Genomic DNA, 25570 nt, shown 5'->3' with positions numbered 1-25570 from the left:
TTCTATGTAAAAAAAGGTGGAACAGTTAACTGTTCCACCTTTTTTTACATACTTTACTTCTTTTTGAAAAATAATAAATACAAACCAATAACTAGTAAAAGGAGGGGCCAAAATTTCCCGAAAGATGTAAATTGTGTTTTGAACACTTCTGACCATGTAAGGATTTTCTCCCAAAACATTTGGATGAGAGCTACTACAATAAGCACTGTTCCTTGGAACAAGGCAATCTTTATCTGTCGGTAGCTGGCAACAAATCCGATACCAATCATAAGTAAAACCATCGCATTTTGATCCGGCCAAAATGGGAGATAATGCACGGCGTGAAAGTGAGCGCCAAGAATAATTAAGACTGATCCTGTCAGTGTATATGTATTGTCATTTGTTTTTTGTGACTGTGCCAAAAGCGCAATCCCAATAATGATGAGTAGGCTAGGCCAGCTATTGAGTGCATTTCCAATGGCTAGGTGAAACTCTTTAGCGAAGAAAATCAGACCAAACCCAACTAAAAGTGTGCCAAAAAATACAGATTGTTTTTTCATATGTACCTCCAAAAGCTTCAAACAGGAAACTTGAGTAATAAGATCGATTCTGTTATTTTTACGAATGGACAGATAACAATTATCTTATCACAGGATTTCATATACTGTTCACATTTTTTTTATTAAAGTGCTCTTTCAACATGTTATAATAGATGAAGGAAAAAAATCTATAGTTCTTTACGAGGGGGTATGCAAACATGCATATTATCGCAGTAGGTATTAATCACCGTACCGCCCCTGTTGAAATACGTGAGAAGCTAAGCTTTGATGAATCAGAATTAGCGTCTGCAATGGGAGTGTTACGTACACAAAAGAGTGTACTTGAAAATATTATCGTATCAACGTGTAACCGAACAGAAATTTATGCAGTCGTCGACCAGCTTCATACAGGTCGTTATTATGTAAAGGCATTTTTAGCCGACTGGTTTCATATTGACAAAGAAGAATTCTCTCCGTTTTTAACGATTTATGAAGACGATAGTGCGATCGAACATTTATATCGTGTCGCTTGTGGATTAGATTCAATGGTTCTAGGTGAGACGCAAATCCTCGGACAAGTGCGTTCGAGCTTTTTAACGGCTCAAGAATATGGAACGATTGGGACGGTATTTAATCAGCTATTTAAACAAGCGGTCACATTAGCAAAGCGTGGACATCATGAAACAGAAATTGGCGCACATGCCGTTTCTGTCAGCTATGCAGCAGTAGAGCTAGCGAAGAAAATCTTCGGAGACTTGTCGTCCAAGCATGTCGTTATTTTAGGGGCCGGTAAAATGGGCGATTTGGCAGCCCAAAATTTATACGGCGGCGGTGCGCAAAAAATTACGGTCGTGAACCGTACGTTTGCGAAAGCGCAGCTATTAGCAGCGAAGTTCTCAGGAAGTGCGAAGCCGATCGAGAATTTACAAGAAGCATTAGAAGAAGCGGATATCTTAATTAGCTCCACTGGAGCCAAAGACTACATGGTAACAAAAGCAGCCATGAAAGAGGCAGAAAAAGCACGAAAGGGCCGCCCGATGTTTATGGTAGACATTGCGGTTCCGCGTGATCTTGATCCAGCGATTGATGAATTAGAGAGCGTCTTTTTATACGATATTGACGATTTAGAAGGAATTGTAGAAGCAAACCTTCAAGAACGTCAGCAGGCGGCGGAAAAAGTAGAATTGATGATTGAAGCAGAAATCGTTGAATTCAAGCAATGGCTTAACACACTTGGTGTCGTGCCCGTTATTTCTGCCCTTCGTCAAAAAGCCCTAACGATTCAAGGTGAGACGATGCAAAGCATTGAACGGAAGCTTCCTCACTTATCAGAGCGTGACAAAAAAGTATTAAATAAGCATACAAAGAGCATTATTAATCAGTTGCTACGAGATCCAATTCTTCATGCGAAAGAGCTAGCAGGAGAACCCAATGCCGTAGAGTCATTGGATTTATTTAAGAAGATTTTTAACATTGAAGAAGCGGTACAGGAGCAGGATAATCACTCAACTCAAGCTGAATATCAACCAGTGAGCACTCATGATCCCGTTTATCAATCATAAGCAGGTGGGGTTCTATGATTGACATTAGTTTAACAAGGGTGTATGAACTAATCATTATCCTGTACGCATTCAGCGTTTTATTATATTTTACAGATTTCCTTATTCATAACCGGAAGGTCAGAACAGCTGCCTTCTGGTTACTTTCTATTGTATGGCTTTTGCAAACGATTTTCTTGCTCGCCAAAATGATTGAAACAGGAAGATTTCCGATTTTAACGATTTTCGAAGGATTATATTTTTATTCATGGGTACTTATTTCGTTATCATTACTTATTTATCGCTTGTTTAGAGTGGAATTTATTGCGTTCTTTACGAATGTTATTGGCTTTTTCATTATGTCATTGCATACGTTTACACCTATTCAAGCAACGTCAAATATTGAAGCAGAGAAGCTTGTTTCAGAGCTTTTGGTGATTCACATTACGATGGCGATTTTATCGTACGGAGCGTTTTCCATTTCATTTGTTTTGTCGTGCTTATACTTAATTCAATACAATTTGCTGAAAAAGAAAAAGTGGGGGAAACGTCTGCTGCGAATAGAAGATTTATCAAAGCTCGACTCACTTTCTTTTGTACTTAACGTAATTGGCATACCACTTTTACTACTGTCACTGCTGCTCGGGCTAATTTGGGCGAACATTAAAATCCCCGATTTCTACTGGTACGATACGAAGGTTATTGGGTCCTTTTTAGTTCTCATTTTCTATAGCGTGTACATGTATGTTAGAGTGAAGAAGGAGATTTATGGAAAGTCTATTGCTATATGGAATGTAGGACTATTTTTACTCGTACTAATAAACTTTTTCTTATTTGGAAGTTTGTCAAACTTTCATTTTTGGGATTCTTGATCAGGAGGATAACATGCGTAAAATTATCGTAGGCTCACGCAGAAGTAAGTTAGCTCTGACACAAACCAACTGGGTGATTAACCAGTTGAAGGAGCTTGGAGTTCCTTATGAGTTTGAAATTAAAGAGATCGTCACAAAAGGCGACAAAATTTTAGATGTTACGCTTTCAAAGGTAGGAGGAAAGGGCTTATTCGTAAAAGAGATCGAACAAGCGCTTTTTGATAAGGAAATTGATTTAGCCGTGCATAGCATGAAAGACATGCCAGCAGAGCTTTTAGAAGGCTTGACGATCGGCTGTGTGCCCGTAAGAGAGGACCATAGAGATGTTCTTATTTCGAAAACGGGTCAAACGTTAGAGGAACTGCCATCAGGCGCAGTTGTCGGAACGAGCAGTCTGCGCAGAAGTGCACAGCTGTTAGCAAAACGACCAGATTTAGAGATTAAATGGATTCGTGGCAATATTGATACACGACTTGATAAGCTAAAAAATGAGAACTATGATGCCATTATTTTAGCGGCGGCAGGTCTTGCTCGTATGGGCTGGTCAAGAGAAATTGTAACCGAGTATCTAGAAGCAGATGTTAGCGTCTCAGCTGTCGGACAAGGTGCACTTGGCATTGAATGTCGCAATGACGATACAGAAGTATTAGAGGCGCTTGCGAAGTTAAATGATGAGCATACAAATCGTATGGTGCAAGCGGAACGTGCCTTTTTAAATAAAATGGAAGGCGGCTGTCAGGTTCCGATTGCAGGACATGCTCGTGTAGTAGAGGGTGATCAAATTGAACTTACGGCACTTGTTGGATCTCCAGATGGGACGATTATCTACAAGGAGAAGCTGATTGGTACAGACCCAATTCAGCTCGGATACGAGGCTGCAGAGCGCATTGCAGCGAGCGGTGGAAAAGAGTTAATTGATCGTGTGAAAGAGGAGCTTGAAAAGTGATGAATCATGCTCCTCTTTTCTCTAAAAAGATCTTAATTACAAGAGGAGCCCGACAAGCAAAAGAAATGGCGGCAAGCATCGAAGAACTCGGAGGCGTTCCGGTTACGGTTCCGCTCCTAAAGCTTCAAAAGCCCGTTCAGCATATTGAACATATACATAACGTTTTACAAAATCTGATGCAATATACGTGGCTTGTTTTTACGAGTCAAAACGGCGTGAAGTTTTTCTTTGATTTTTTGGATACGTTTAAGATTGATAAAGAGTCAATAAAGCACCAAAAAATAGCGGTAGTTGGAGAAAAAACAAAGCGCTTACTTACGAAGTATGGGTTTACACCTACGTTAGTTCCAACGGAGTTTATTGCTGAGAAATTACTAGCTGAACTCGTATCAACGCTCACAACGTCTGATAAGGTTTTACTCGTAAGAGGGAATTTGTCCCGTCCTGTTCTTTCAAATGGTTTAAAGGAGCATGAAATCGAGACATGTGACCTTGTTGTGTATGAGACGGTTCCAAATGAAGAAGTAAAAGAGGAGCTAGTAACGGTGATGAAAAGCGGCGAGATTGATGCCGTTACGTTTACGAGCTCATCAAGCGTTCGCTTCTTTACGGAGCTCCTTCAAGCAGTTGATTGGAAGGAACAATCTAAGAGGTGTATCATTGTTTGTATCGGTCCTATTACAGAAAGGACCGCAAAAAAAGTAGGATTTACGAGGTGTTTGACACCTCAGGAATATACGACAGAAGGCATGATTCATCTATTAGTGGATCGGCTTTCGAATGAACCGTTTTAGAGGAGGCAATACTTATGAAAGACTTACAGTTTAAACGTCATCGTCGATTACGTAATTCATCAGCACTTCGCTCGATGGTACGTGAAACACATCTACACGTAGAAGATTTTGTGTATCCTGTGTTTGTCGTAGAAGGAGAAAATAAAAAGAACGCTGTAGCATCTATGCCAGCCGTATACCAATTTTCACTTGATCGTATTCACGAAGAAATTCAAGAAGTTGTGGATCTTGGCATTCAATCTGTGATGGTATTTGGGGTTCCCGATGAAAAAGACGCTGTCGGTAGCGGTGCGTATCATGATCATGGAATTACACAAGAAGCGATTCGCGTTATTAAAGAAAAGTTTCCAGAGCTTTTAATTATTGCAGATACGTGTCTATGTGAGTATACAGATCATGGTCACTGTGGCGTAGTGGAGAATGGAAAAATCCTAAACGATCCGTCACTTGACTTATTAGCTCGTACAGCGGTTAGCCAAGTAAAAGCAGGTGCAGATATCATTGCGCCATCAAACATGATGGACGGTTTCGTAGCAGCCATTCGTGAGGGCTTAGACAATGCTGGATACGAAGATATCCCAATCATGTCTTATGCAGTGAAATATTCTTCTGCTTATTATGGTCCGTTCCGTGATGCGGCGAATTCTACGCCACAATTCGGAGATCGTAAAACATACCAAATGGACCCAGCAAACCGTCTAGAAGCTCTACGCGAAGCAGAATCTGACGTAGAAGAGGGTGCAGACTTCTTAATCGTGAAGCCCGCTCTTTCTTATTTAGATATTATGCGCGACGTGAAAAACAACTTTAACTTGCCGGTTGTTGCTTATAACGTAAGCGGTGAGTATTCTATGATTAAAGCGGCAGCTGAAAGAGGCTGGATTAACGAGGAACAAATCGTTCTTGAAACATTGACTGGAATGAAGCGTGCAGGTGCAGATATTATCATTACGTATCATGCGAAAGATGCTGCTCGCTGGTTAACGAGATAACAAACTTAGAGAGCTGGAGGGTAGGGTACTCTCTAGCTTTCTAGGCTTAAGCAGATCGTACTAAAAGCAGCACGATCTGCTTAAGTCAGCGTTTTAAGCGCAAAGTATCTCTTGAAACTTGTGGAAGTAATGGAAACAACGATAAACTAATAAGTAGAAAAAAGCGAATTTGGAAGGAGCATGACAATGCCAAGCTACGAAAAATCAAAAGCAGCTTTTCTAGAAGCACAGCAATTAATGCCAGGTGGAGTAAATAGCCCTGTTCGTGCCTTTAAGTCAGTGGATATTGATCCAATCTTTATGGAGCGCGGGAAAGGTTCTAAAATCTATGATATCGATGGAAATGAATACATCGACTATGTTCTTTCATGGGGACCGTTAATTCATGGTCATGCTAATGATCGTGTTGTAGAGTCATTGAAAAAGGTAACAGAGCTTGGGACAAGCTTTGGTGCACCGACTTTAATCGAAAATAAACTCGCAAAGCTCGTTATTGAACGCGTTCCGTCTATTGAAGTAGTACGTATGGTAAACTCAGGAACAGAAGCGACAATGAGCGCTCTACGTCTTGCGCGCGGATATACAGGCCGCAACAAGATTTTAAAATTTGAAGGGTGCTATCATGGTCACGGTGATTCGTTATTAATTAAAGCCGGTTCAGGAGTAGCAACTTTAGGACTTCCAGATAGCCCTGGTGTTCCAGAAGGAATTGCAAGCAACACTATTACCGTTCCGTACAATGATTTAGAAAGCGTTCAATACGCATTCGAACAGTTTGGTACTGATATTGCAGGAGTAATTGTTGAGCCTGTTGCTGGAAACATGGGCGTTGTTCCGCCACAGCCTGGTTTCCTAGAAGGACTTCGTGAAATTACAACTAATTATCAATCATTACTTATTTTTGATGAGGTGATGACTGGATTCCGTGTTGATTATACATGTGCACAGGGTTATTTCGGTGTGACACCAGACTTAACATGTCTTGGAAAAGTAATCGGTGGAGGTCTACCGGTAGGAGCTTACGGCGGAAAAGCAGAAATCATGCAGCAAATCGCGCCAAGCGGGCCGATTTACCAAGCTGGAACTCTTTCAGGAAATCCGTTAGCAATGACAGCGGGGTACGAAACGTTAAGTCAGCTTACACCTCAATCATATGAAGAGTTCGGACGTAAAGCAGATCGTTTAGAAGAAGGCTTCAAAGCAGCGGCTGAAAAATATGACATTCCGCATACGATTAATCGCGCGGGTTCAATGATTGGCTTCTTCTTCACAAATGAAGACGTAGTGAACTACGAAAAAGCGAAAACGTCAAACCTTGAGTATTTTGCGACGTACTATCGTGAAATGGCTCATAACGGCGTGTTCTTGCCACCATCTCAGTTTGAAGGATTATTCTTATCTACTTCACATAGTGATGAAGATATTGAAAAAACCATTCAAGCAGCTGAAAAAGCGTTCGCGGTTATCCGGGGATAAGAAAAAAGCATCGCAGCGACTGCGATGCTTTTGTTATTTTACCTTCTTATTTTTAAAAGAAAGTAATAAATGCCATTCTTTTTTCATACATCTTTAATGACACCGCTATTTGTCGATGTGTTTTTGAAAGGAGGAGCATACATTGTCACAAGATAATCAATCGTCTTTGCATTTTTCTGTTGAAGAATCTGTATGGTTTCAAAAAGGACAGGAAGTGGCGCAGCTTATGTCTGTCTCACTTGATCCAGAAATCGCTATTCATGAATATGAGCAATATGTTTCCATCCGTGGAGCATTAACTTTAACCGGGGAATATGAAAAATATGATGAAGACTTCGAAGCATCTTTGCGTGAATATACACATGGAAAACAGGTAGAAGACGTTCATACTCGTGAGGACGGAACAAATGAATTTACGTATTACTTTCCAGTTGATATTACCATTCCACGTAATCGAATCCAAAGTGTCGATCAAGTATTTGTTGCGATTGAGTCGTTTGATTACGACTTACCTTCTGCAGATTGCTTACAGGTGGTAGCAGATTTATCGATTGCGGGGTTATACGGTGAACAGCAAAGCACGGCAAGAGAATCAGATTATATCCTTCAAGAAGAAGAGGTACAAGAAGAGCCGTATCAAGAGTTTCAAGAAGCTACATTTGATCGCGACCAGCCAATTTCTTCTTATGAGGAGTATCAGCATGTAGAAGTGACCGAAGAAGAATTTGACTCTTTATATCGTTCATCAACAGCCGAAGCGGATCAGGAGCAAGAGCAGGAAGTTGAGTATGAAGAGGTAAAAGATTACTTTGCTTCATTCAGTCAACGTCCGCTCACACCAGAGCCAACGTTTGAAGCGGACGATGAGTTTAATGAACCTTTCACAGTGGAAGTGAAAAAAACGTTCGAGGAAGAGCCTGTTGCTTATGCGAGAACTGTAGAACAAGAAGAGGAAAGAGAAAGAGAAACAGAAACAGCAGAGTGGCAGGAGGAAGAACCAGTCGTCTATTCCGAACCTGAGCCAGTCGAGGAAGTCATTCGACACACTGCTTACAAACCGTATGTAGCTGAGTTTGAAGAGACAAATAAAAAGAGCGAACCAGCAGAACAAATGGTGATTGATATTCGTCAGGAAAAGCAGGAAAGCGGCGAAAAAAGGAAGGAAAATGCGCTATACCTTACAAAGCTGTTTTCAAAAAATGCAGAAGAGGACTTTACTCGCTTAAGAGTGTGCATCGTTCAGGAAGGTGAATCACTCGAGCAAATTGCTCATCGTTACAGCCTAAACGTGCAGCAAATTTTACGCGTGAACAGCATCGAAGAAGATGAGCGACTAAAGGAAGGCCAACTTATTAACATTCCTACTTATAAACAATAAAAAAGTCGAAGAAAACAGTTGAAGCTTGTCTATCAGCTGTTTTCTTTTCGTTTAGGAGTGAGCCCTCTATGATAAATCAACCACCGCAAATTGACTACGGGCCGCTTTTACAAGCGTATCAGCTGCAGGTCAATTTTATTGAGGATTACGGGAAAGTAAAAAAGATTTATACTGATCGAGGAGTGTACGCACTAAAGGAACTAGATGATCCGACATTGCGCAGTCTTTCGTTCATTCAAAGCATTCAGCGTCTTTATCAAAAGGGATTTATGCAAATGGTTCCTGTTTATCGAACAGTTGACGGTCAATATACGGTTCAAAATGGTTCACAAACCTTTTATCTGATGCCGTGGCTTGTGAACGATCAAAAAGAAGAACGAGATATTCGTTATCATAAGCTGTTTCAAGAACTTGCGAATATGCATGCCCTATCTTCTCATGAAGTAAAGGTGACAGAAGATGACATCAAAAAGCATTACGACCAGCTCACGACTGCTTGGGATCAGCGCAAAGAGGAGCTTGAGAATTTCATTGGGGAATGCGAGAAGAGAATTTATATGTCACCGTTTGAGCTCAGCTTTTGTACGTTTTACCAAGATGCCGTAAAAGCAATTGATTTCGGTCGTGGCAAGCTTGACGATTGGTATGAGCAAGTGAAAGAAAAAGAGAAAATGCGTCTAGTAACCATCCACGGGAAACTATCACCTAAGCATTTTGTGTATGACAACAACGGAAACGGCTATTTTATTAACCTTGAAAAATCAAAAGCCGCTTCACCGATTTACGATTTGGTGTCCTTTTATACAAGGTCAAATCGAACGTATCCAATTCCGAGTATGGAAAGCTATGATTGGTTTACAACTTATCAGCAGCATTTTAAGCTAACAGGTGATGAAATGCTCCTTTTACACAGCTATTTAGCTTTTCCAGAGAGCGTGTACCGAGCTATTTCAAACTACAATACGAGAAGAAGCGAGCGTGATGAAGTCGGACACGTACGCAGTATTCTATACGCGTTTTGGCAGCTGAAAAATATTGAGCAGCTGAACATTCAAATTGTGGGTGCAGAACAACAAAAAAAGCTGGCTGAAGAAGCAGCAGCTCAGTCACAAAGTTAAATCCATTCTAAATAAATAGCGAGTGAAAGCAGCACGAAGAGAATGAGGAGAAACACATCTAAAATCGATGGGAAGAACAGGGTGCGTACTGCTTGAAAAATGGTCAATGGAATAATAAACTGAGCGCACCCTGCTCCGATCGTTTTTAACCATTTCTGTGCTTGCATGGAATTAAAGTTAAACTTTCGTTTCATGGAACCTGCTCCTTTATCCTGTGTATTTGCCTATACCACTATATGTTGGGAAGAGAAAATGGTTCATCACAGAGAACTAACGAGCACATAAAGAGACAAAGTGAATAGCATACTAAAAAAATGGTTAAGCTTATTGACGACTTATAGATTTTTCATATACTATATGTAGTATACTTACATAGGAAAATACCACGATTGGGAAGAGTACGGTATTCTACCCCTTTAGAGAGAGAAATCAACTGCTGAAAGATTTCTTAGGAAGGTAGCGCCAGAAGGTCGCCCATGAGTAGCTTTCTTGAACGATTTAGTAGGGAAAGCCGGTCGAACCGTTATCGAATCAAGTGTATAGACACGACACGTGTATTTCATTTTAGTGTCTATAAAAAAAGGTGGTACCGCGAACTCACTCCTTTCGTCCTTTTGATGAGAGGGGTTTTTTTATTTTCCAAAACAATTTAGGAGGGAACAAAATGGCTGAACAAGAGATCAATCTTTCAACGAAATACGATCCGAAAGCTATTGAAGCTAACCGCTATCAATATTGGTTAGACGGCAAATTTTTTGAAGCAACAAACGACCCTGAAAAGGAACCATATACAATCGTTATTCCACCACCAAACGTAACAGGTAAGCTGCATTTAGGTCACGCATGGGATACAACGCTACAAGATATTTTAACACGTATGAAGCGTATGCAAGGATACGATGTACTTTGGTTACCTGGTATGGACCATGCGGGGATCGCGACACAAGCGAAGGTAGAGCAAAAGCTTCGCAGTGAAGGGAAGTCACGCTATGATCTTGGACGTGAAAAATTCGTTGAAGAAACGTGGAAGTGGAAAGAAGAGTACGCTGAGCACATTCGTCAGCAGTGGGCAAAGCTTGGTCTAGGACTAGACTATTCACGCGAGCGCTTCACGCTTGATGAAGGATTGTCAAAAGCGGTTAATGAAGTATTCGTTTCACTATACAAAAAAGGTCTTATTTACCGCGGTGAGTATATCATCAACTGGGACCCCGCTACAAAAACAGCTCTTTCTGATATCGAAGTTATTCACCAAGATGTTCAAGGTGCATTTTATCATATGCGCTATCCGCTTACAGATGGAAGCGGACATATTGAAATTGCGACAACGCGTCCAGAAACAATGCTTGGCGATACAGCAGTAGCCGTTCACCCTGAAGATGAGCGCTATAAGCATTTAATCGGTAAAAAGGTGATGCTACCAATCGTAAACCGTGAAATCCCAATCGTTGGTGATGACTACGTAGATATGGAATTTGGTTCTGGTGCGGTTAAAATTACGCCAGCACATGACCCGAACGATTTTGAAGTTGGGAATCGCCACGATCTAGAGCGTATCCTAGTTATGAATCCAGACGGAACGATGAACGAAAAAGCTGGTAAGTATGAAGGAATGGATCGCTTCGAGTGCCGTAAGCAACTTGTAAAAGATATGCAAGAAGCAGGCGTATTGTTCAAGATCGAAGAACACATGCACTCTGTTGGTCACAGTGAGCGCAGTGGGGCTGTTGTTGAGCCATATCTTTCTACACAATGGTTCGTAAAAATGCAGCCACTAGCAGACGAAGCAATCAAGCTTCAAGAAAAAGAAGACGAAAAAGTAACGTTTGTACCGGATCGTTTCGAAAAAACATACCTACGCTGGATGGAAAATATCCGCGACTGGTGTATTTCTCGTCAGCTTTGGTGGGGTCATCGTATTCCAGCTTGGTACCACAAAGAAACAGGTGAAGTTCACGTAGACCACGAACCGCCAGCAGACGTTGAAAACTGGGAACAAGATACAGACGTACTTGATACATGGTTCAGCTCAGCGCTATGGCCGTTCTCTACATTAGGCTGGCCTGAAACGGCTTCTCTTGACTACCAGCGTTTCTACCCAACAGCGGCTCTTGTAACAGGTTACGACATTATCTTCTTCTGGGTATCTCGCATGATTTTCCAAGGTATTGAGTTCACAGAGCAACGTCCGTTCAAAGATGTACTCATTCACGGTCTTGTTCGTGATTCTGAAGGCCGTAAGATGAGTAAATCATTAGGAAACGGTGTTGATCCGATGGAAGTGATCGATCAATACGGTGCCGATTCCCTTCGTTTCTTCTTATCAACGGGAAGTTCACCAGGTCAAGATTTACGCTACAGCACAGAAAAAGTAGAAGCAACATGGAACTTTGCTAACAAGATCTGGAATGCTTCACGTTTTGCGCTAATGAACATGGACGGCTTAACGTTTGAAGAAATCGACTTAAGCGGTGAAAAATCAGTAGCAGACAAATGGATTTTAACTCGTTTAAATGAAACGATTGAAAACGTAACGAAGCTTGCAGATAAATATGAGTTCGGTGAAGTAGGTCGTGTTCTTTATAACTTCATCTGGGATGACTTCTGTGACTGGTACATTGAAATGGCGAAGCTGCCATTATACGGTGAGGACGAAGCAGCGAAGAAAACAACTCGCTCCGTACTTGCTTACGTATTAGACAACACAATGCGACTTTTACATCCGTTCATGCCGTTTATTACCGAGGAAATTTGGCAGAACTTGCCGCATGAAGGCGAATCAATCGCTGCAGCGAAGTGGCCAGAAGTTCGCACTGAATTTACGGATGATACAGCGGCTGAAGAAATGCGTTTGCTTGTAGACATCATTCGCTCTGTTCGTAACATCCGTGCGGAAGTAAATACGCCAATGAGCAAGCAAATTAAGCTTTATATTAAAGCGAAAGATGCGGATATTGAAGCGAAGCTAGCGAAAAACGAGGCGTATATCGTACGTTTCTGTAATCCAAGCGAGCTTGAAATTTCAACAAGCGTAACGATTCCTGAAAAAGCGATGACATCCATCGTAACAGGAGCGGAGTTAATTCTTCCACTTGAAGGATTAATCAACTTAGATGAAGAAATTAAGCGTCTTGAAAAAGAACTTGATAAGCTTACAAAAGAAGTTGAGCGCGTACAGAAGAAATTAAGCAATCAAGGATTTATTGCCAAAGCACCTGAACAAGTAATTGAAGAAGAGCGCAAAAAAGAAGCAGATTACGTTGAAAAACGTGAAGCTGTTCAAGCTCGTATTAATGAACTTAAAGGGTAATAATAAAAAGGAAGGCGAACCACATGTTGGTTCGTCTTTCGCATATCGTGATGAGGTGAAAAAATGATTCGTACATATGAAGAAGCGTTAAGCTGGATCCATGGACGTCTACGCTTTGGTGTAAAGCCAGGGCTGATCCGTATGAGATGGATGCTAAAGGAATTAGGAAACCCTGAACAGGCGATTACGGCTGTTCATATTGCAGGGACGAATGGAAAAGGATCAACCGTTACGTATCTTCGAAATATTGTAGAAGCGGCAGGATATGAGGTTGGAACGTTTACATCTCCTTATATTGAAAGCTTTAATGAGCGCATTAGTATTAACGGTGAGCCGATTAGCGACGATGAGATGGTGAAGCTCGTGAATGAGGTCAAGCCTGTCGTGGAAAAGCTTGAAGGAGAAGATTTAGGCCCTGCAACTGAATTTGAAGTAATTACCGTTATGGCCTTTTTATATTTTGGGAAAACTCACCCGTTGGATTTAGTCATTTTTGAGACGGGACTTGGTGGGCGCTATGACTCAACGAATGTTGTTTCACCAATCCTGACAATGATTACGAATATTGGGTTCGATCATATGGCGATTTTAGGTAGCACGGTCGAACAAATCGCGGGTGAAAAAGCAGGAATTATTAAGCATGAAGTGCCGCTGATTACGACCGTAGAGCAGGATGAAGCAAAGAGAGTTATTGAGCAAGAAGTAAGTGCGAAACAAGCGCCGAACTACTGGCTTGAAAAGGACTTTACTTTTGACGACTATCAAGCACTAGAGAACGGCGAACAATTTAGCCTTCGTACACCATTTGGCAAGTTAGAGAAGCTACAGCTTTCAATGATAGGCTATCATCAAGTGAAAAATGCATCGCTCGCAGCAGTAGGTGCATTATATATGAAGGACCACTGTGACTTTTCCATTACCGACGATCATATTCGTCAAGGCTTACAAAAGTCACAGTGGATGGCTCGTTTTGAAAAAGTAAGTACCAACCCGACGATTATTATTGATGGCGCTCATAACGAAGAAGGGGTAGAAAGCTTAGTGAATACGCTACGTCTTCACTATGAAACGAAGCGTATTCATATTCTCTTCACGTGCCTGAGTGATAAAGAAGCAACCGGTATGATTCAAAACCTTGAAGCAGTTGCAGATACCATTACCTTTACGAGCTTCGACTTTCCACGAGCAGAAAAAGCAAGCACCCTTTACGATCACGCCTCGTCTCCAAACAAATTCATGGATGAGGATTGGAAACAGGCGATTGCGAGCTGTAAAGAACGACTGAAAGATGAAAACGACATCTTGATTATTACGGGGTCGTTGTATTTTATTGGGGAAGTGAGAAAATCCTTGAAGAATAAATAAAGAGGGGTCCTAAAGGCTCCTCTTTATTTATCTTCTATCGTAATTTTTTCTGCTAACTTAACAATTTCTTTTTCGTTTTCTTCTTTGGAAAATTGCGTATTGTTGTATGAGATAAAGTATTCACGTCCATCTTTATTCCAACTTAAAATTAAAACTGGGATCGTTTCCTTCTCTGGCATAAATCCCTGCGTAAGGAAAGCTTCAGAACCATTCTTTAAAGTAATTTTACTAATATTATCTCCGGAAAAATTGGGAGAAGATACAGAATTTGAATAGCTAATATTAATAAAGTCATGATCCCTATTTGAAGACTTAAAAATAAACGTTTCTTTTTTAGAATCCTTTTTTTCTTTTAATACTTCGTAAGACTTCTTCTTTGCATCTACGGGTAAGCTTTTTGGAACAATAGGTTTAAAAGAAAGCTTCTTAAGAGCTTTATCCAAGCTCTTTGTCTCGTATTGTGTATATTTTTTTTGAATGGCAATCTCCTGAGCGGATAGTTTATGTCCAGAAGTTTTTTCTTCGTGTTTTTGGCACCCAGCTAATAGCAGCAAACTAGTGATAAAAAAGACCGAAAATAATTTCAAAAAATTTCACCCCTAAAAGATAAATGATATTCCAATTATAACAACAGATGGTATAATATGCTTATTAAAATGGTAATTTTTATATCAATAAGAATATTATAATACAAAAATTAAGAAGTGGGGTCTCACTATATGGTCATAAAAAGGTACTTAAGTCTTGTAGCCCTCTGTTTATGTGCCCTGTTTGTATCAGTGCCATTATCCTCCGTGCATGCAGCTACAAATGATCCATCTTTAGATTATAACGTAGGAGCAGTGCAAAATGAACTTATGCTCAGTCTGGAAACTGGAAAAGCAGAGGGAGAAGTGAATATTAAAGTAAGCCCAAAAGGGGTTTTAAGTGCACAAAATCGATCCCCAGTAGATGTGGCTTTTGTATTTGATAAATCAGGATCAATGGCCAATATTGTAGACTCAAGAGTTTGGGACGACTTTGTTAAGAAGATGTCTATAGTCAGAGAATGTGGTCGGCTTGGTTGTTGGACTAATCTTACAAACGATAAGGTTGCACAATATTTAAACCAAAACACTACTACTAAAGAAGCTTTTCAAAAATACCTATCTAGATACTCATTAAATATTAATACAACTGATTCCAGTATATTTCAAGATTTTGCACAAGTTAGTAAATTAGAAAGTGCAAAAACTGCTGTAACAGAAGCACTAAAGAAATTAGGGAATAACCCAAATGATAATATTAAGCTGATTCCTTTCGACAGTGCCGTGGGCAATCCTATAGATTTAAAAACCAATATTAATACCCTTTACCAACTTCAATCGGGAGGCGGTACTGATTATGCTTCAGCTCTCCAAAAAGCTTACGATACTTTAAAGGGATCAACAAGGAAAAAGTATATTGTTTTTCTCACAGATGGTTTTCCTACTAACTATTCGGAGAATAAAATAGTTAACGGCAGAACGGTCACTATGTATTATGACAATAACCCTGGAAAGAACTATTCCTACTACTACTCAGGAACTAAGAAGATCACATATGATTATGATGGTTATTCTCATATTCGTGAAGCAATTAACACTAAAGTTGACAACCTAGCGGATGCAAAAATGAAATTATATTCTATTGGGTTTGGAGGACCACAAGATCTGGATATAAACTACTTAGAGTCTTTATCCCAAAAGACAGGTTTAAATGCTAGTCAAGGAACAATAGAAAATATTAATTCTATTTTAAGAGATATCTTCGAGGAAATGAACGAGCTTTCAATATCAGAAGTGCAAATAAGAGTTCCGCTCTTACCTAATGTAACAGTTATACCAAGTTCTAATGTAACAGTAGACAAAGATAAAAATATGGCTGTTATTAATGTGAAAAATATTCTATACACCGTAGGTCAAGAGGCGCCTTCACCGATTACAAGCTCTTTAAAGTTAGAATACAGTAAAGAAGGAACTTATGTCTTTAAAAACATCCAAATGACTTACAAGAATATAGATGATGTAAATATAGGTCCTATAAATCATCCTGATGTAGAAGTAATTGTTAAAAAGAAGACAGCTCCAGTATTAAAGGGAAATATGAGTTATCGTGAAGACGTTGGGAAACTTGTTAAACAAGGGGATATAAATTCTGATAGCAATAAATTTCATGTAGACTATTCCTTAGAAGCCCTAAGTGAGTATTTAGAAACTAAAGATACAGGTACACTATCAAACATTAAAATTATCCAGACATTGCCTAAAGGTATTAGTGTATTAAACGCAGACGGCAAAGGTATTAAGGTAATTAATGAAGGTGATACTAACAAAGTAGAAATGAGTTTAGAAAATATTGACTATAAAGATAAAAAATTCACACCAAAAAATGTAAACGTATCTCTAGAATTACAGGCTGATTGGGCTATGAAGCAATCGCTCCCAAACCCAGTTGGGAAGTATACAGATAGTACCTTTGGCGATAAATCGATAGCTATTAATGCACCTTCCCAAGAAATTAATATGGTTGTACAATTACAAGATGATTCAATTACCTACGAAGGAAATAAATTTGGTAGGATAACTAAAGTAGCAAAAGGATCCTTTGTAAATGATGTAATCTTAACCATAGATTCAGTGCTACAAAATGCTCCAGTTAAATCTATGGTTTTTCAACCAGAAAGTAATAATAGAATTGTAGAGGTTACTTACTCAAATAATAAAAAGGGATACATCTATTCTGCTCCTGACTTTGAAGTGACAGGAATATTGTTACAGGATGGCTATAAGAACCAAGCTCAGTTTAAATTGTCGCAGCTTGTTACTGGATCAAATGTTCTATATCAATATCAAATTAAAGACAGTGGTGGAGAAGTCAAAACAAATTGGACGAATTTTACTCCGAGTGATACTATCACTATTTCACAGACAGGAACGTTTGTTATCTCCGTTCGTGCAATTGGTGGTTTTGCAAAAGACGACGTAGTTATATCAAAACAGATAAAAATATTTAAGCCTGTTACAAGCATTAAAATTGATCCAAACCCAGTACAATTGAACCCAGCGGAGAAAAAGAAGCTTGTAGCAGAGGTCCTTCCAAGTGATGCATCAAATCAAAATGTTGTATGGAGTGTTGAAAACACTGATTTATCAAATCCTGTAGCTAAAATTGATCAAACAGGTCTTCTGGAAGCATTGAGGCCAGGTGAAGCCATGGTAAAGGTTGTTGCAACAGATGGAAGTGACATTGTAGCCTACGCAAAAGTAATCGTTGCGGGATATCCTTTAGAAAGTATTAAATTTAAACAAGATTCCTATTCTATTAGTGAGGGAGATAAACTGAAGTTAAGTGAGATGCTAGAATTTAATCCTATTAATGCAGAAAACAAAGACATTTCGCAATTATTAGCTTCAATGCCTAATTATTTAGAAATATACAAAGAAAATAATGAATGGATTATTGAAGGTAAGCTTAGAGGTTATTCTAGCGTAAAGGCTGTAGCAAAAGAAAAGAAGAAAAATGGTTCTACGATTGAGGATAGCACCGTTATTTTTGTAAATAAACCTAAGAATTCTAATAGTGAGTCTGGCAAGTGGTAAATAAATGAGGAGCGGCTGAGAGCCGCTCCTTATTTTATTGTAGTGTCGTCTGGAATAACTTGTAACGAATTTACAATAGGAAGTGCATCAATTCGATTTAATAGGACAGACTTATCATATTTTACGTTAAAACGAGAATATTTCTGGTTTTGTTCCTGAGGCTGAGTAGTGGGAGTATTTGAAAACTTAGTTAGCGTATCTTCACTTTGCACACTGCCACGAATTGCATTTATGGTTAAAGTATTATGAGCAAATAAACCTCCGTTAATATAAAAAAATGAACCAACTCCATACAGTTCAGCATTTTTATCTGTATAAAAATATCCTTGTAGAGGAGTAATGTTGGATACTTCTGAAATATCCTTTAAACGGCCACTAGCATCTAACTGTTCTTTTGGATTATCTAGATTATTAAATTCATTCAACCTAAACAATTCCAAATTGTCTTCTGATAATAAAACGAGTTGCTTCGTATTATTGTCAGCTCCTTTTATATTAACGTTTGTAATTGAACTTTCTCCTCCTACATATATAACTGAGTTGAAAATAGTATTATCGTTTTCTACCGTATTTTTATCACTATTTCCTGTAATATTAAAGTTGTTATTGACAATCATATTATCAAGGACTGAAATGGTTGTATTTGATGGGTTTAAATTTAAATTTCCCCCAACAATACTTTCTGAAAGAATATTGACTGGTTGGAAAGCATCAATACTTAGGTCTTGTTTTGTTAAAATCTGATCCTTTATGGTCAAAATCCCCTGAGCATTAATGATTTTAATAGATCCAGTCGTTATAATCTTACCAATATTAAGTGTATTGTAATTGTTAATAATAATATTGCCATCTACAAACAATTTATCGGTAATCGTAAGTGGATCCTTACTATTCAAAGTAAGGTTCCCTTTAACCTGCAAGCTTTTTAATGATACGGGGCTAATATTATTTATTTCAATTGCAGAATCATTAATCAAAAGATCACTATTAGTGGTAACGATACTACCTAGGTTAGAAACTGCTGATGATAATCCAGGTAATGGAACTTTTAAACTACCTAGTAGATCCTTTATGGATTTAAATTTTAAATTTTCAAACTGTTTAGTTAAATAGTTCGAAATTCTATCAAGACTTGGATTTGGCGTAGGAGATTTTTCATCAAATTGTCTATCAATTAACTGACTCGTACGTTCTAGTCTTGTTTGGTTTAGGTTCATATCTACAAAAACACTGTGGTTTTTTAAAGAAGGAACTTTTTTTCCATAGAAGTTTTCTGGAACCATTTGATCCAATAGTTTGGTGTTAGTTGTATAAATATCTCCTAGGATACTTGGGAGAGGAGTATTAATTTCCTTAAATGTACTACTATTATTTCTTTCATAATAACGTGCATTACGCTGAATAGTTAATTTATTAGCAAATACATTCCCTTCAATATTAGGCGATCCACGTAAAATTAGTCCAGAGTTATCGCTTATATCGAATGCTCCCACCGCATATTGTAAGAAACTCGGAGTAGGAGATAAAATAACGGTTCTTTCTAATTTTCGTTTAATTAAAGCTTCACTTTTACCTTTTTGATTTTTGACTATGAGGGTAACTTTATATACTCTAGTAAATGCATCCGTTGACCTAATGTTGTAGGGAGGTTTCGTTGTTAACTCCGTTATATCTAAATTCTGTACAGCATTAAGATGATTTTCATCAAATTTTCCATAAATTTTGTCTTTGATAATTTTCTTTAAAGTAGGATCAAAAGATATAGGTACAAGATTTCCATCTACTTTTTTTAAATCCAACCTATACTCAGAACTGATAGAGCTATCTAATTGATTTATAGAGACATTTTGTTGAAGTTCAGCGATAATTTCATCCATTATCTGCCGAGCTTGAGCGGTTGCTTTGATGTCAGTCTCGCGAATAGAAGTGCGGATTGAACCTTGTAGTGACATGGTTAAAATGGACAATCCTACAACTAAAAAAATAGTTGAAACTAAAATTACTACCATTAAATTATACCCTTGTTGATTCGTTAAAAGTTTTTTCATTTTATCACCTTAGAATCCAAATTGACTTTCTAATTCAACCCATCCTTGATCTTCATTATCTTTAATTTTAGGCTGCTTACCATCTTTTTTATCTTGAACATAGTTGTCAAGAGAGGCGTCAAATTTAGCTACTTTTGATGTAGTAGAAACAAAGAGCGTAAGATCAAAAACGGCACTTGTGCATTGATCATTGTCATCTTTCGAAGAACAGCTAAAATCAATTGTAGAGTGTTTTAAGTTGTTATCAATATCAATGGATTTTCCATTAATAAAGAAGGTATACATTCTATTATCTGGAGTGGGGGGCTGTGTACTTGTCGTATTTGTTTTATCTTTTAGACCGTACTCAATGGTCACTTCATTAACCGCTTCATTGGCCGTATTTTTTTGCGTTTTCTCGACGTTATAAAAATCGCTTGGAGTATTACCGTTTTGAGACACATGCATACTTTTGTTATCAATCAACTTGATACACTGAAGGTTTCCTGTACTAGGTGTGCAATAATTTATACTATCAGCAGAAATTCCTTGAAGTTCATTCATAATGGTGGAAACTACATAGTCTCCGTCATCACGGAGCGCATTTTTTGCTTCTACTTTATTAGACGTTTTGAGACCATTAATAAATACGGCATATACAATGGCTAACACAATGCTTGCAATGGTAAACGTAGCCAACAATTCAACAAGTGTCATTCCTTTATTATTCTTAATTCGTTTCGCGAAGATCTTCACTGACAATATCTCCTTTAACACTAGTACTTAAATCTGCATTTTTTCCTTTCCATTTTACAGTGATCGTAATAGGAATAATAGAAGATTTATAGGTATCTGTACCTTTATCATTATTTTCTTCCATCGTGACTTTATAACTAAGGCTATTTACTTCAATATTTTTGCAGTCTGTAGGAATGGGTAGGTTATTATCTTGATAGGAGTAGAATTTAACCGCCTCATTATTTTCTTTCCGTTCACAAATGTATAATGATAAAACCTTTTTTGAATCCTTTATTTCTTTCTTAATTTTTAAAAAGCTCTGTCCTTGCATGTAGTGTAAGGTATTTCTTGCAACATTAATGCCGATGGTCTTCGACTGATTATCTCGTGTGTATGAAAATGACTGCGGGAAGAATTGCATAGCACCAGTGAATAAAAGCGTTAAAATGACGAGTGAAACGAGAAGCTCGATAATTGTCATTCCTTGCTGATTTTGCAATTTTTTATAACGTTTCATGCCGTTCCCTTCTTTCAAATTTGCTAAGATTATTATACAATAAGACAGAAATGATTTAGTGATTTTTTGTAAATTATTGTTTAAATAGGAAGTGGTGGAAAAATGCTCATATTTTTAGCATCTTTGATCGGCGCTCTTTTAATCATTCCGGTACTTTATTTTGTTCCTAAGAATATAACGCTTATCGGCAAACTAATTGTAGTGGCCCTTTCATTATTAGTCGTAGGGGTTAGCGCAGTTGCTCAGCAGGTGATGCCTCTTTGGCAGGCAACACTCTGTTTCATCTTATTAGGAGGTCTTTTGGCATATTTTCTTGCTAAGAAAAATGACCTTTTATTAGTGACAAACGAAGACGAACAATTAGAAGCTGCAACTGGTTTAAATTTATTTAAAGCAGAAACAGCCATTGCTTCGCAACCATCGAAACAAGCCCACGTGGATTCAGATGATTATTTAATCGAAGATGACACCATTGATCTTCAATATGCAGCAGAACATCAAAACGTTTCTCCTGCGAAAAATATAGAGGAATATGATTTGCAGGAGTTGGACTACATTGATGTAGACCCTCAGTTTGATGAAACTCCAACAGATAACCAAAGCACACAACCCACACAGGAAACAAGTATTTCCCTGGATAAAAAGGAAGAAGGGGAGATGGATTCAGAAAACTGGTTAGATCATATAACAGATGAAGGGACCGTAGAAGACAATCTCCTTCATGAAGACATAGAGGACAAGATCGTACCAGTAATGACAGAAGTAGAAGATGAGAATATAAAAGTAGTAGAACAGAACCTTGATACAGAAAATGTAAATGATGATCTTTTAATTGAATTAGAGGATATTCCCGAGTTTGAAGATGTGCAGGAAGAAAATCTTCTAGAGGATTTATTAGGAGAAAAGTCTGATCTGCAGGAAGAGTCTCCTGACCTAGTATTTACAGACGAACTACCAGTGATCGACGACTTAGAGAATGTGATAGAGGAAGAAGAGGTTCAAGAAGCAATAGACGAGCATCGTGATGAGCCTTTAGCAGTAATGGATTTAGACGACTTATTGGAAGAAGAGTCTGAGCTTGAGATTACGTCCTTAGATGAAGAGAAGGTAAGTGAACTAACAGTTGTTGAAGATCTTGAAGATGTCCTTGAGGAACTTGTAGTAGCAAAGGAAGAAGCGGAGACATCTTCCTCTGATGAATTACCTGTATCACAAGACCTAGAGAATTTGTTGGACGACCCGTTCTTACAAACAGACGAGGAGTCAGACGTTTTGCTTGAGGAACTTCCTGTCATCGACTATAACGAAGAGAAAGTTTTAGAGGAAGCAATTGAAGATGATCACTTTGAAGAGCTCGTTTCAATAGAAGATGTAGTGAAAGAGGAGCAGGATCTGAATTTAGAAGACATTCTTGTTGACCTAGAGGAAGAAGCCTTCAACGATCACAGTGAAGAAGAGGCTTTAGTAGGAGAAGAAGAGCTTCAAACGGATGAAGCTTCAGATGTTCATCAATTAGACGATGTATTTAATGAAACGGATATAGCCGATTTAGTAGATTTGCTTAGTGAAGTTCCTGAAACAGAAGCGAATGAAGCTACAGAAACAGTGATGATTTCAACAGATTCCGACGAAAAAGAAGAGATTTTAATGGAGGAAACTTCATTACAAGATGAAAAAACAGCAGAAAATAATGAAATTCCTATTTACAATAATGAGGAAATAAAGGAAAATTTAAAATTAAAGCAACGTATCAGTTATATGTTCATTCAAGACCTAGAGCTTGCACGAGATGTTTTGGACGAAACAGCTTATGAGTCGCAGTTAAAGAGCACGCTTTATGACGGTCTTCCAAATAATGAGTATTATGTTGTGGCTAAAATGTTACTAGAACACTATAAAAATACGAATCAAACAACTGTATTTGATCAACTATTTGCAGACTTGCGCGTGAGATATGAATCTTATCCAGTACTAGTAGCGGAACTAGAATTTATTGAGGCAAACAACTAAGAAATAAGTGGGTGTGGTAAAAGATGAAGAAAAGTACTGAAGTAACAAATTTGCCAATCATTAGTATTTCAGAGGGAAATCAGATTGGGACGGTTAAAAGCTTAATTATTAACCCAGATAAAAACTCAATTGACTTTCTGACGATTGAGCAAGAAGACTGGCAGGTTAGCGTGAAGGCAATTCCCTTCAAAAAAGTAATTGGTGTGGGAGAATATGCTGTAACCGTTGAACATGAAGGCGCTACCATCGATTTAAATGAAATTCCGATTGCCAATCAGCTGTTAAATAAGAAGATTACGCTAATTGAGGCACGGGTTATGACACGTAAGGGAGAAATGCTTGGACAAGTATTAGAGTATTTCTTAAATGAAGATACGGGTGATTTGATGGGACTTCTCGTCAAGCTTCCAAACCGTGAAGTGATTATTTCAATTGATCATGTCATTACGTTAGGAAAAGATTTAATTATTGTAAATGAGCATGCAAAAGATGCATTTTTACAAAAGGCGGAACAGCTAACGCAAAACGATGGGGACGGAACGTATAGCGATGAGATTATCCAAGAAGAACCTGTATCTCAGTCTCAGCCAGTTGTAGAAGAACCTGTTCAGCTTGAAGAAGAACCAAAAGAAGATCCAAATGAAAAAAGAGAGACGCTACGTAAAAAACAGCTTGAACTTCTTGTCGGCAAAAAAGCTACCACAAACATCTACGGAAATAGCGGAGATTTATTAATCCGTAGCGGTACGGTTTTAACAGAACAAGATATTAAACAGGCACAAGAAGAAGGACAAAGTGTGTTTGTAGAACTATCAATGAACGTTTCTGAATAAATAAGGGGGCTTTAAGTGGTGAGAGATGTAAGATTTTTACGAGTATTTTTGTTTTCAATTATATGTATTGTGTATCTTTTTAGTTTCTCACACTTAAGCGTCTTTGCGTACGAAGCCTTTTTTACGAAAGAGGATTCGTACGCAACAGGAACAACTATAGCAGGAACAGACGTGTCTAGGATGGAGAAGGCTGAAGCAAAATCATCGGTTCAAACAGGTCTTGCCAACTGGCAAAATACGTCTTCTTTTTTTATTTCTTATAAAGAGAAAAAAGAAGCATTGCCAATGGATATATTTGAGTTTGATTTGGAGAAAACGATGGATGAGGCTCAAAATGAAGCTCAAAGCAGTGCCGCTGTAAACGTAAACTATAGCAAATTAAATCAATTCTTAACGAACCTTGTTGGAGCAGAGGAATTAAGTCGTATATCAGTTAAAAACCTGAGACGCGATCTTACCAACACGGCCGCTTCGCTGAATTCTTCGGGTGGTACTTTACACCTAGAGGCCTATGTGCCTAAAAAACTCCTGCAAAAGCAAACAGTCAGTCAAGCATCTCTAAAGCTGAGTGACGAACAGGTAGCAGACTTAAGCACATGGTTAACGAAACAGAAAAGGCTTACGATTAAGGGTAACACGCAGTTTTCGTTGCTTGAGAACGCAAAAGCAAACGATTTAGTCGATTTTTCAGATGATTCTTTGAGCTTGCTTGGATCAGTTTTATATGAGGTGTTTACAAATACAGATTTTGAAATTCTTGAACGACATACGAGCAGAGAGTTGCCAAAATGGGCACAGCTTGGGTATGAGGCGCGAATTTTAAATGGAAAATTGGATTTAGTCGTGTTTAACCCGAACTACCTGCCTTATGACATCAATCTTGAAATGAAAAATAATGAGTTGCACGCGTCTTTAGAAGGAGAACCGTTCTTATACACGTATTCTTCCTCTGTTAAAGATCCTCAGCAGTTTAAGCCAAAAATCGTGGTCCAATATGCGACATCTCTGCTTCCAGGGACGCGTCAAATGATTGAATCGGGAGAAAATGGTCAGTTGGTTAAGGTGTTCCGAGAAGTAATGAGGCAGGGGCAGAGTATAAAATCGGTTTTATTAAGTGAAGACTTTTATCCGCCAGTACATGGTGTAGAACTAAGAGGATTCCCAATACCAGAAGAAAACTTACCAAGCATTGATGAAACAGCAAATTCCGAAGAAAATGATACGAAAACAGAGGACGATTCCTCCGCTGACAATTCTGATGGAACGACGAACGATAGCGATGACACTAATACTTCTTCAGAAGGGGAGCAAAATCCTCAGACCTCTACAACTGATAGTGAGGATGAAACGACTACACCGACTGAAAAGGCAGATGAGACAACCGATAATAAAAAGGATGATGCTTCGTCTAAAGAAAGTGACTCTTCCAATTCAACTGAAGCAAAAGAAGAATCTGATCAACCTGTATCTAAATAAACGTCATCAGCTTGTCTGAATGCCTACTAAAGAGTAGCTGAT

General features: G+C 38.5%; 20 protein-coding genes and 1 other annotated feature. Of the genes, 14 read left to right on the top strand and 6 right to left on the bottom strand.

Translation table 11 applies throughout. The annotated features are described in order from the left end of the window. Positions 1-53: 53 nt before the first annotated feature. Entirely contained in the window at positions 54-539 is a 486-nt protein-coding gene (locus tag IE339_RS19930; RefSeq protein ID WP_242170522.1) for a LiaF transmembrane domain-containing protein, read from the bottom strand. Between the two features lie 197 nt (positions 540-736). Here IE339_RS19930 and hemA point away from each other — a divergent pair, with 197 nt between their 5' ends. The 8 genes from hemA to ysxE all read left to right on the top strand — a co-directional run bounded on the left by hemA (position 737) and on the right by ysxE (position 9632). Next, positions 737-2080 carry a glutamyl-tRNA reductase gene (hemA, locus tag IE339_RS19925; RefSeq protein WP_242170519.1) on the top strand — a complete coding sequence of 448 codons (1344 nt, stop codon included), beginning with the start codon at positions 737-739 and terminating at the stop codon, positions 2078-2080. Between the two features lie 14 nt (positions 2081-2094). Continuing rightward, the gene (locus IE339_RS19920; protein ID WP_242170517.1) at positions 2095-2928 is read left to right on the top strand and encodes a cytochrome C assembly family protein; all 834 of its coding nucleotides are present in this window, start codon (positions 2095-2097) and stop codon (positions 2926-2928) included. Positions 2929-2941: 13 nt separating this feature from the next. Further along, on the top strand, positions 2942-3874 hold the full coding sequence (gene hemC, locus IE339_RS19915; protein ID WP_242170515.1) for a hydroxymethylbilane synthase: 933 nt from the start codon (positions 2942-2944) through the stop codon (positions 3872-3874). Beyond that, positions 3874-4668 (top strand): uroporphyrinogen-III synthase, encoded by a 795-nt coding sequence (locus IE339_RS19910; RefSeq protein WP_242176254.1) that lies wholly within the window; start codon positions 3874-3876, stop codon positions 4666-4668. Before hemC ends, IE339_RS19910 begins: the two co-directional genes overlap by 1 nt. A 14-nt stretch (positions 4669-4682) precedes the next feature. Continuing rightward, positions 4683-5660: a porphobilinogen synthase gene (gene hemB, locus IE339_RS19905; RefSeq protein WP_242170510.1), complete on the top strand. Its 978-nt coding sequence runs from the start codon at positions 4683-4685 to the stop codon at positions 5658-5660. A 186-nt stretch (positions 5661-5846) separates the two neighbouring features. Continuing rightward, positions 5847-7136, top strand: coding sequence for a glutamate-1-semialdehyde 2,1-aminomutase (gene hemL, locus IE339_RS19900; protein WP_242170506.1), 1290 nt, complete (start codon positions 5847-5849; stop codon positions 7134-7136). A 142-nt stretch (positions 7137-7278) separates the two neighbouring features. Beyond that, the gene (gene spoVID / locus IE339_RS19895; RefSeq protein WP_242170503.1) at positions 7279-8514 is read left to right on the top strand and encodes a stage VI sporulation protein D; all 1236 of its coding nucleotides are present in this window, start codon (positions 7279-7281) and stop codon (positions 8512-8514) included. A 68-nt stretch (positions 8515-8582) separates the two neighbouring features. After that, on the top strand, positions 8583-9632 hold the full coding sequence (gene ysxE / locus IE339_RS19890; RefSeq protein WP_242170498.1) for a spore coat protein YsxE: 1050 nt from the start codon (positions 8583-8585) through the stop codon (positions 9630-9632). Here ysxE and IE339_RS19885 read toward each other — a convergent pair. After that, positions 9629-9826: a hypothetical protein gene (locus tag IE339_RS19885; RefSeq protein ID WP_053400961.1), complete on the bottom strand. Its 198-nt coding sequence runs from the start codon at positions 9824-9826 to the stop codon at positions 9629-9631. The two genes, ysxE and IE339_RS19885, sit on opposite strands and share 4 nt — an antisense overlap. A gap of 182 nt (positions 9827-10008) precedes the next feature. Next, positions 10009-10249 (top strand) — a binding site (T-box leader). Positions 10250-10296: 47 nt separating this feature from the next. Here IE339_RS19885 and IE339_RS19880 point away from each other — a divergent pair. Both IE339_RS19880 and IE339_RS19875 read left to right on the top strand, forming a co-directional pair. After that, a complete protein-coding gene (locus IE339_RS19880) occupies positions 10297-12942 on the top strand; it encodes a valine--tRNA ligase (RefSeq protein WP_242170495.1) in 2646 nt (881 codons plus the stop codon). 63 nt (positions 12943-13005) lie between these two features. Continuing rightward, positions 13006-14307, top strand: a complete 1302-nt coding sequence (locus IE339_RS19875) for a bifunctional folylpolyglutamate synthase/dihydrofolate synthase (protein ID WP_242170490.1) — start codon at positions 13006-13008, stop codon at positions 14305-14307. Positions 14308-14330: 23 nt separating this feature from the next. Here the strand turns inward: IE339_RS19875 and IE339_RS19870 are convergent, their stop codons facing one another. Then, entirely contained in the window at positions 14331-14894 is a 564-nt protein-coding gene (locus IE339_RS19870; protein WP_242170486.1) for a hypothetical protein, read from the bottom strand. Positions 14895-15026: 132 nt separating this feature from the next. On the opposite strand from IE339_RS19870, the gene IE339_RS19865 reads away from it, so the two are divergent. Beyond that, positions 15027-17927: an Ig-like domain-containing protein gene (locus IE339_RS19865; RefSeq protein WP_242170483.1), complete on the top strand. Its 2901-nt coding sequence runs from the start codon at positions 15027-15029 to the stop codon at positions 17925-17927. Positions 17928-17956: 29 nt separating this feature from the next. Here the strand turns inward: IE339_RS19865 and IE339_RS19860 are convergent, their stop codons facing one another. From IE339_RS19860 to IE339_RS19850, 3 genes are read right to left on the bottom strand one after another with little or no spacing between them, the layout of a single operon-like run. Further along, entirely contained in the window at positions 17957-19975 is a 2019-nt protein-coding gene (locus IE339_RS19860) for an autotransporter outer membrane beta-barrel domain-containing protein (RefSeq protein WP_242170480.1), read from the bottom strand. A gap of 9 nt (positions 19976-19984) precedes the next feature. Continuing rightward, on the bottom strand, positions 19985-20710 hold the full coding sequence (locus IE339_RS19855; RefSeq protein WP_242170477.1) for a PilW family protein: 726 nt from the start codon (positions 20708-20710) through the stop codon (positions 19985-19987). After that, positions 20685-21209: a type II secretion system protein gene (locus IE339_RS19850; RefSeq protein ID WP_242170474.1), complete on the bottom strand. Its 525-nt coding sequence runs from the start codon at positions 21207-21209 to the stop codon at positions 20685-20687. Before IE339_RS19850 ends, IE339_RS19855 begins: the two co-directional genes overlap by 26 nt. A gap of 102 nt (positions 21210-21311) precedes the next feature. Between IE339_RS19850 and IE339_RS19845 the strand changes: the two genes are divergently transcribed. From IE339_RS19845 to IE339_RS19835, 3 genes are read left to right on the top strand one after another with little or no spacing between them, the layout of a single operon-like run. Continuing rightward, positions 21312-23219 (top strand): hypothetical protein, encoded by a 1908-nt coding sequence (locus IE339_RS19845; RefSeq protein ID WP_242170471.1) that lies wholly within the window; start codon positions 21312-21314, stop codon positions 23217-23219. 23 nt (positions 23220-23242) lie between these two features. Beyond that, positions 23243-24052, top strand: a complete 810-nt coding sequence (locus IE339_RS19840; protein WP_242170468.1) for a PRC-barrel domain-containing protein — start codon at positions 23243-23245, stop codon at positions 24050-24052. Between the two features lie 18 nt (positions 24053-24070). After that, a complete protein-coding gene (locus tag IE339_RS19835) occupies positions 24071-25528 on the top strand; it encodes a G5 domain-containing protein (protein WP_242170466.1) in 1458 nt (485 codons plus the stop codon). The last annotated feature ends 42 nt before the right edge of the window (positions 25529-25570 follow it).

Source organism: Priestia koreensis (genome assembly GCF_022646885.1).
Lineage (GTDB): Bacteria > Bacillota > Bacilli > Bacillales > Bacillaceae_H > Bacillus_AG > Bacillus_AG koreensis_A.
Note: the sequence above shows the minus strand (reverse complement) of the source record. Positions and strands in the feature narration are given on the sequence as shown.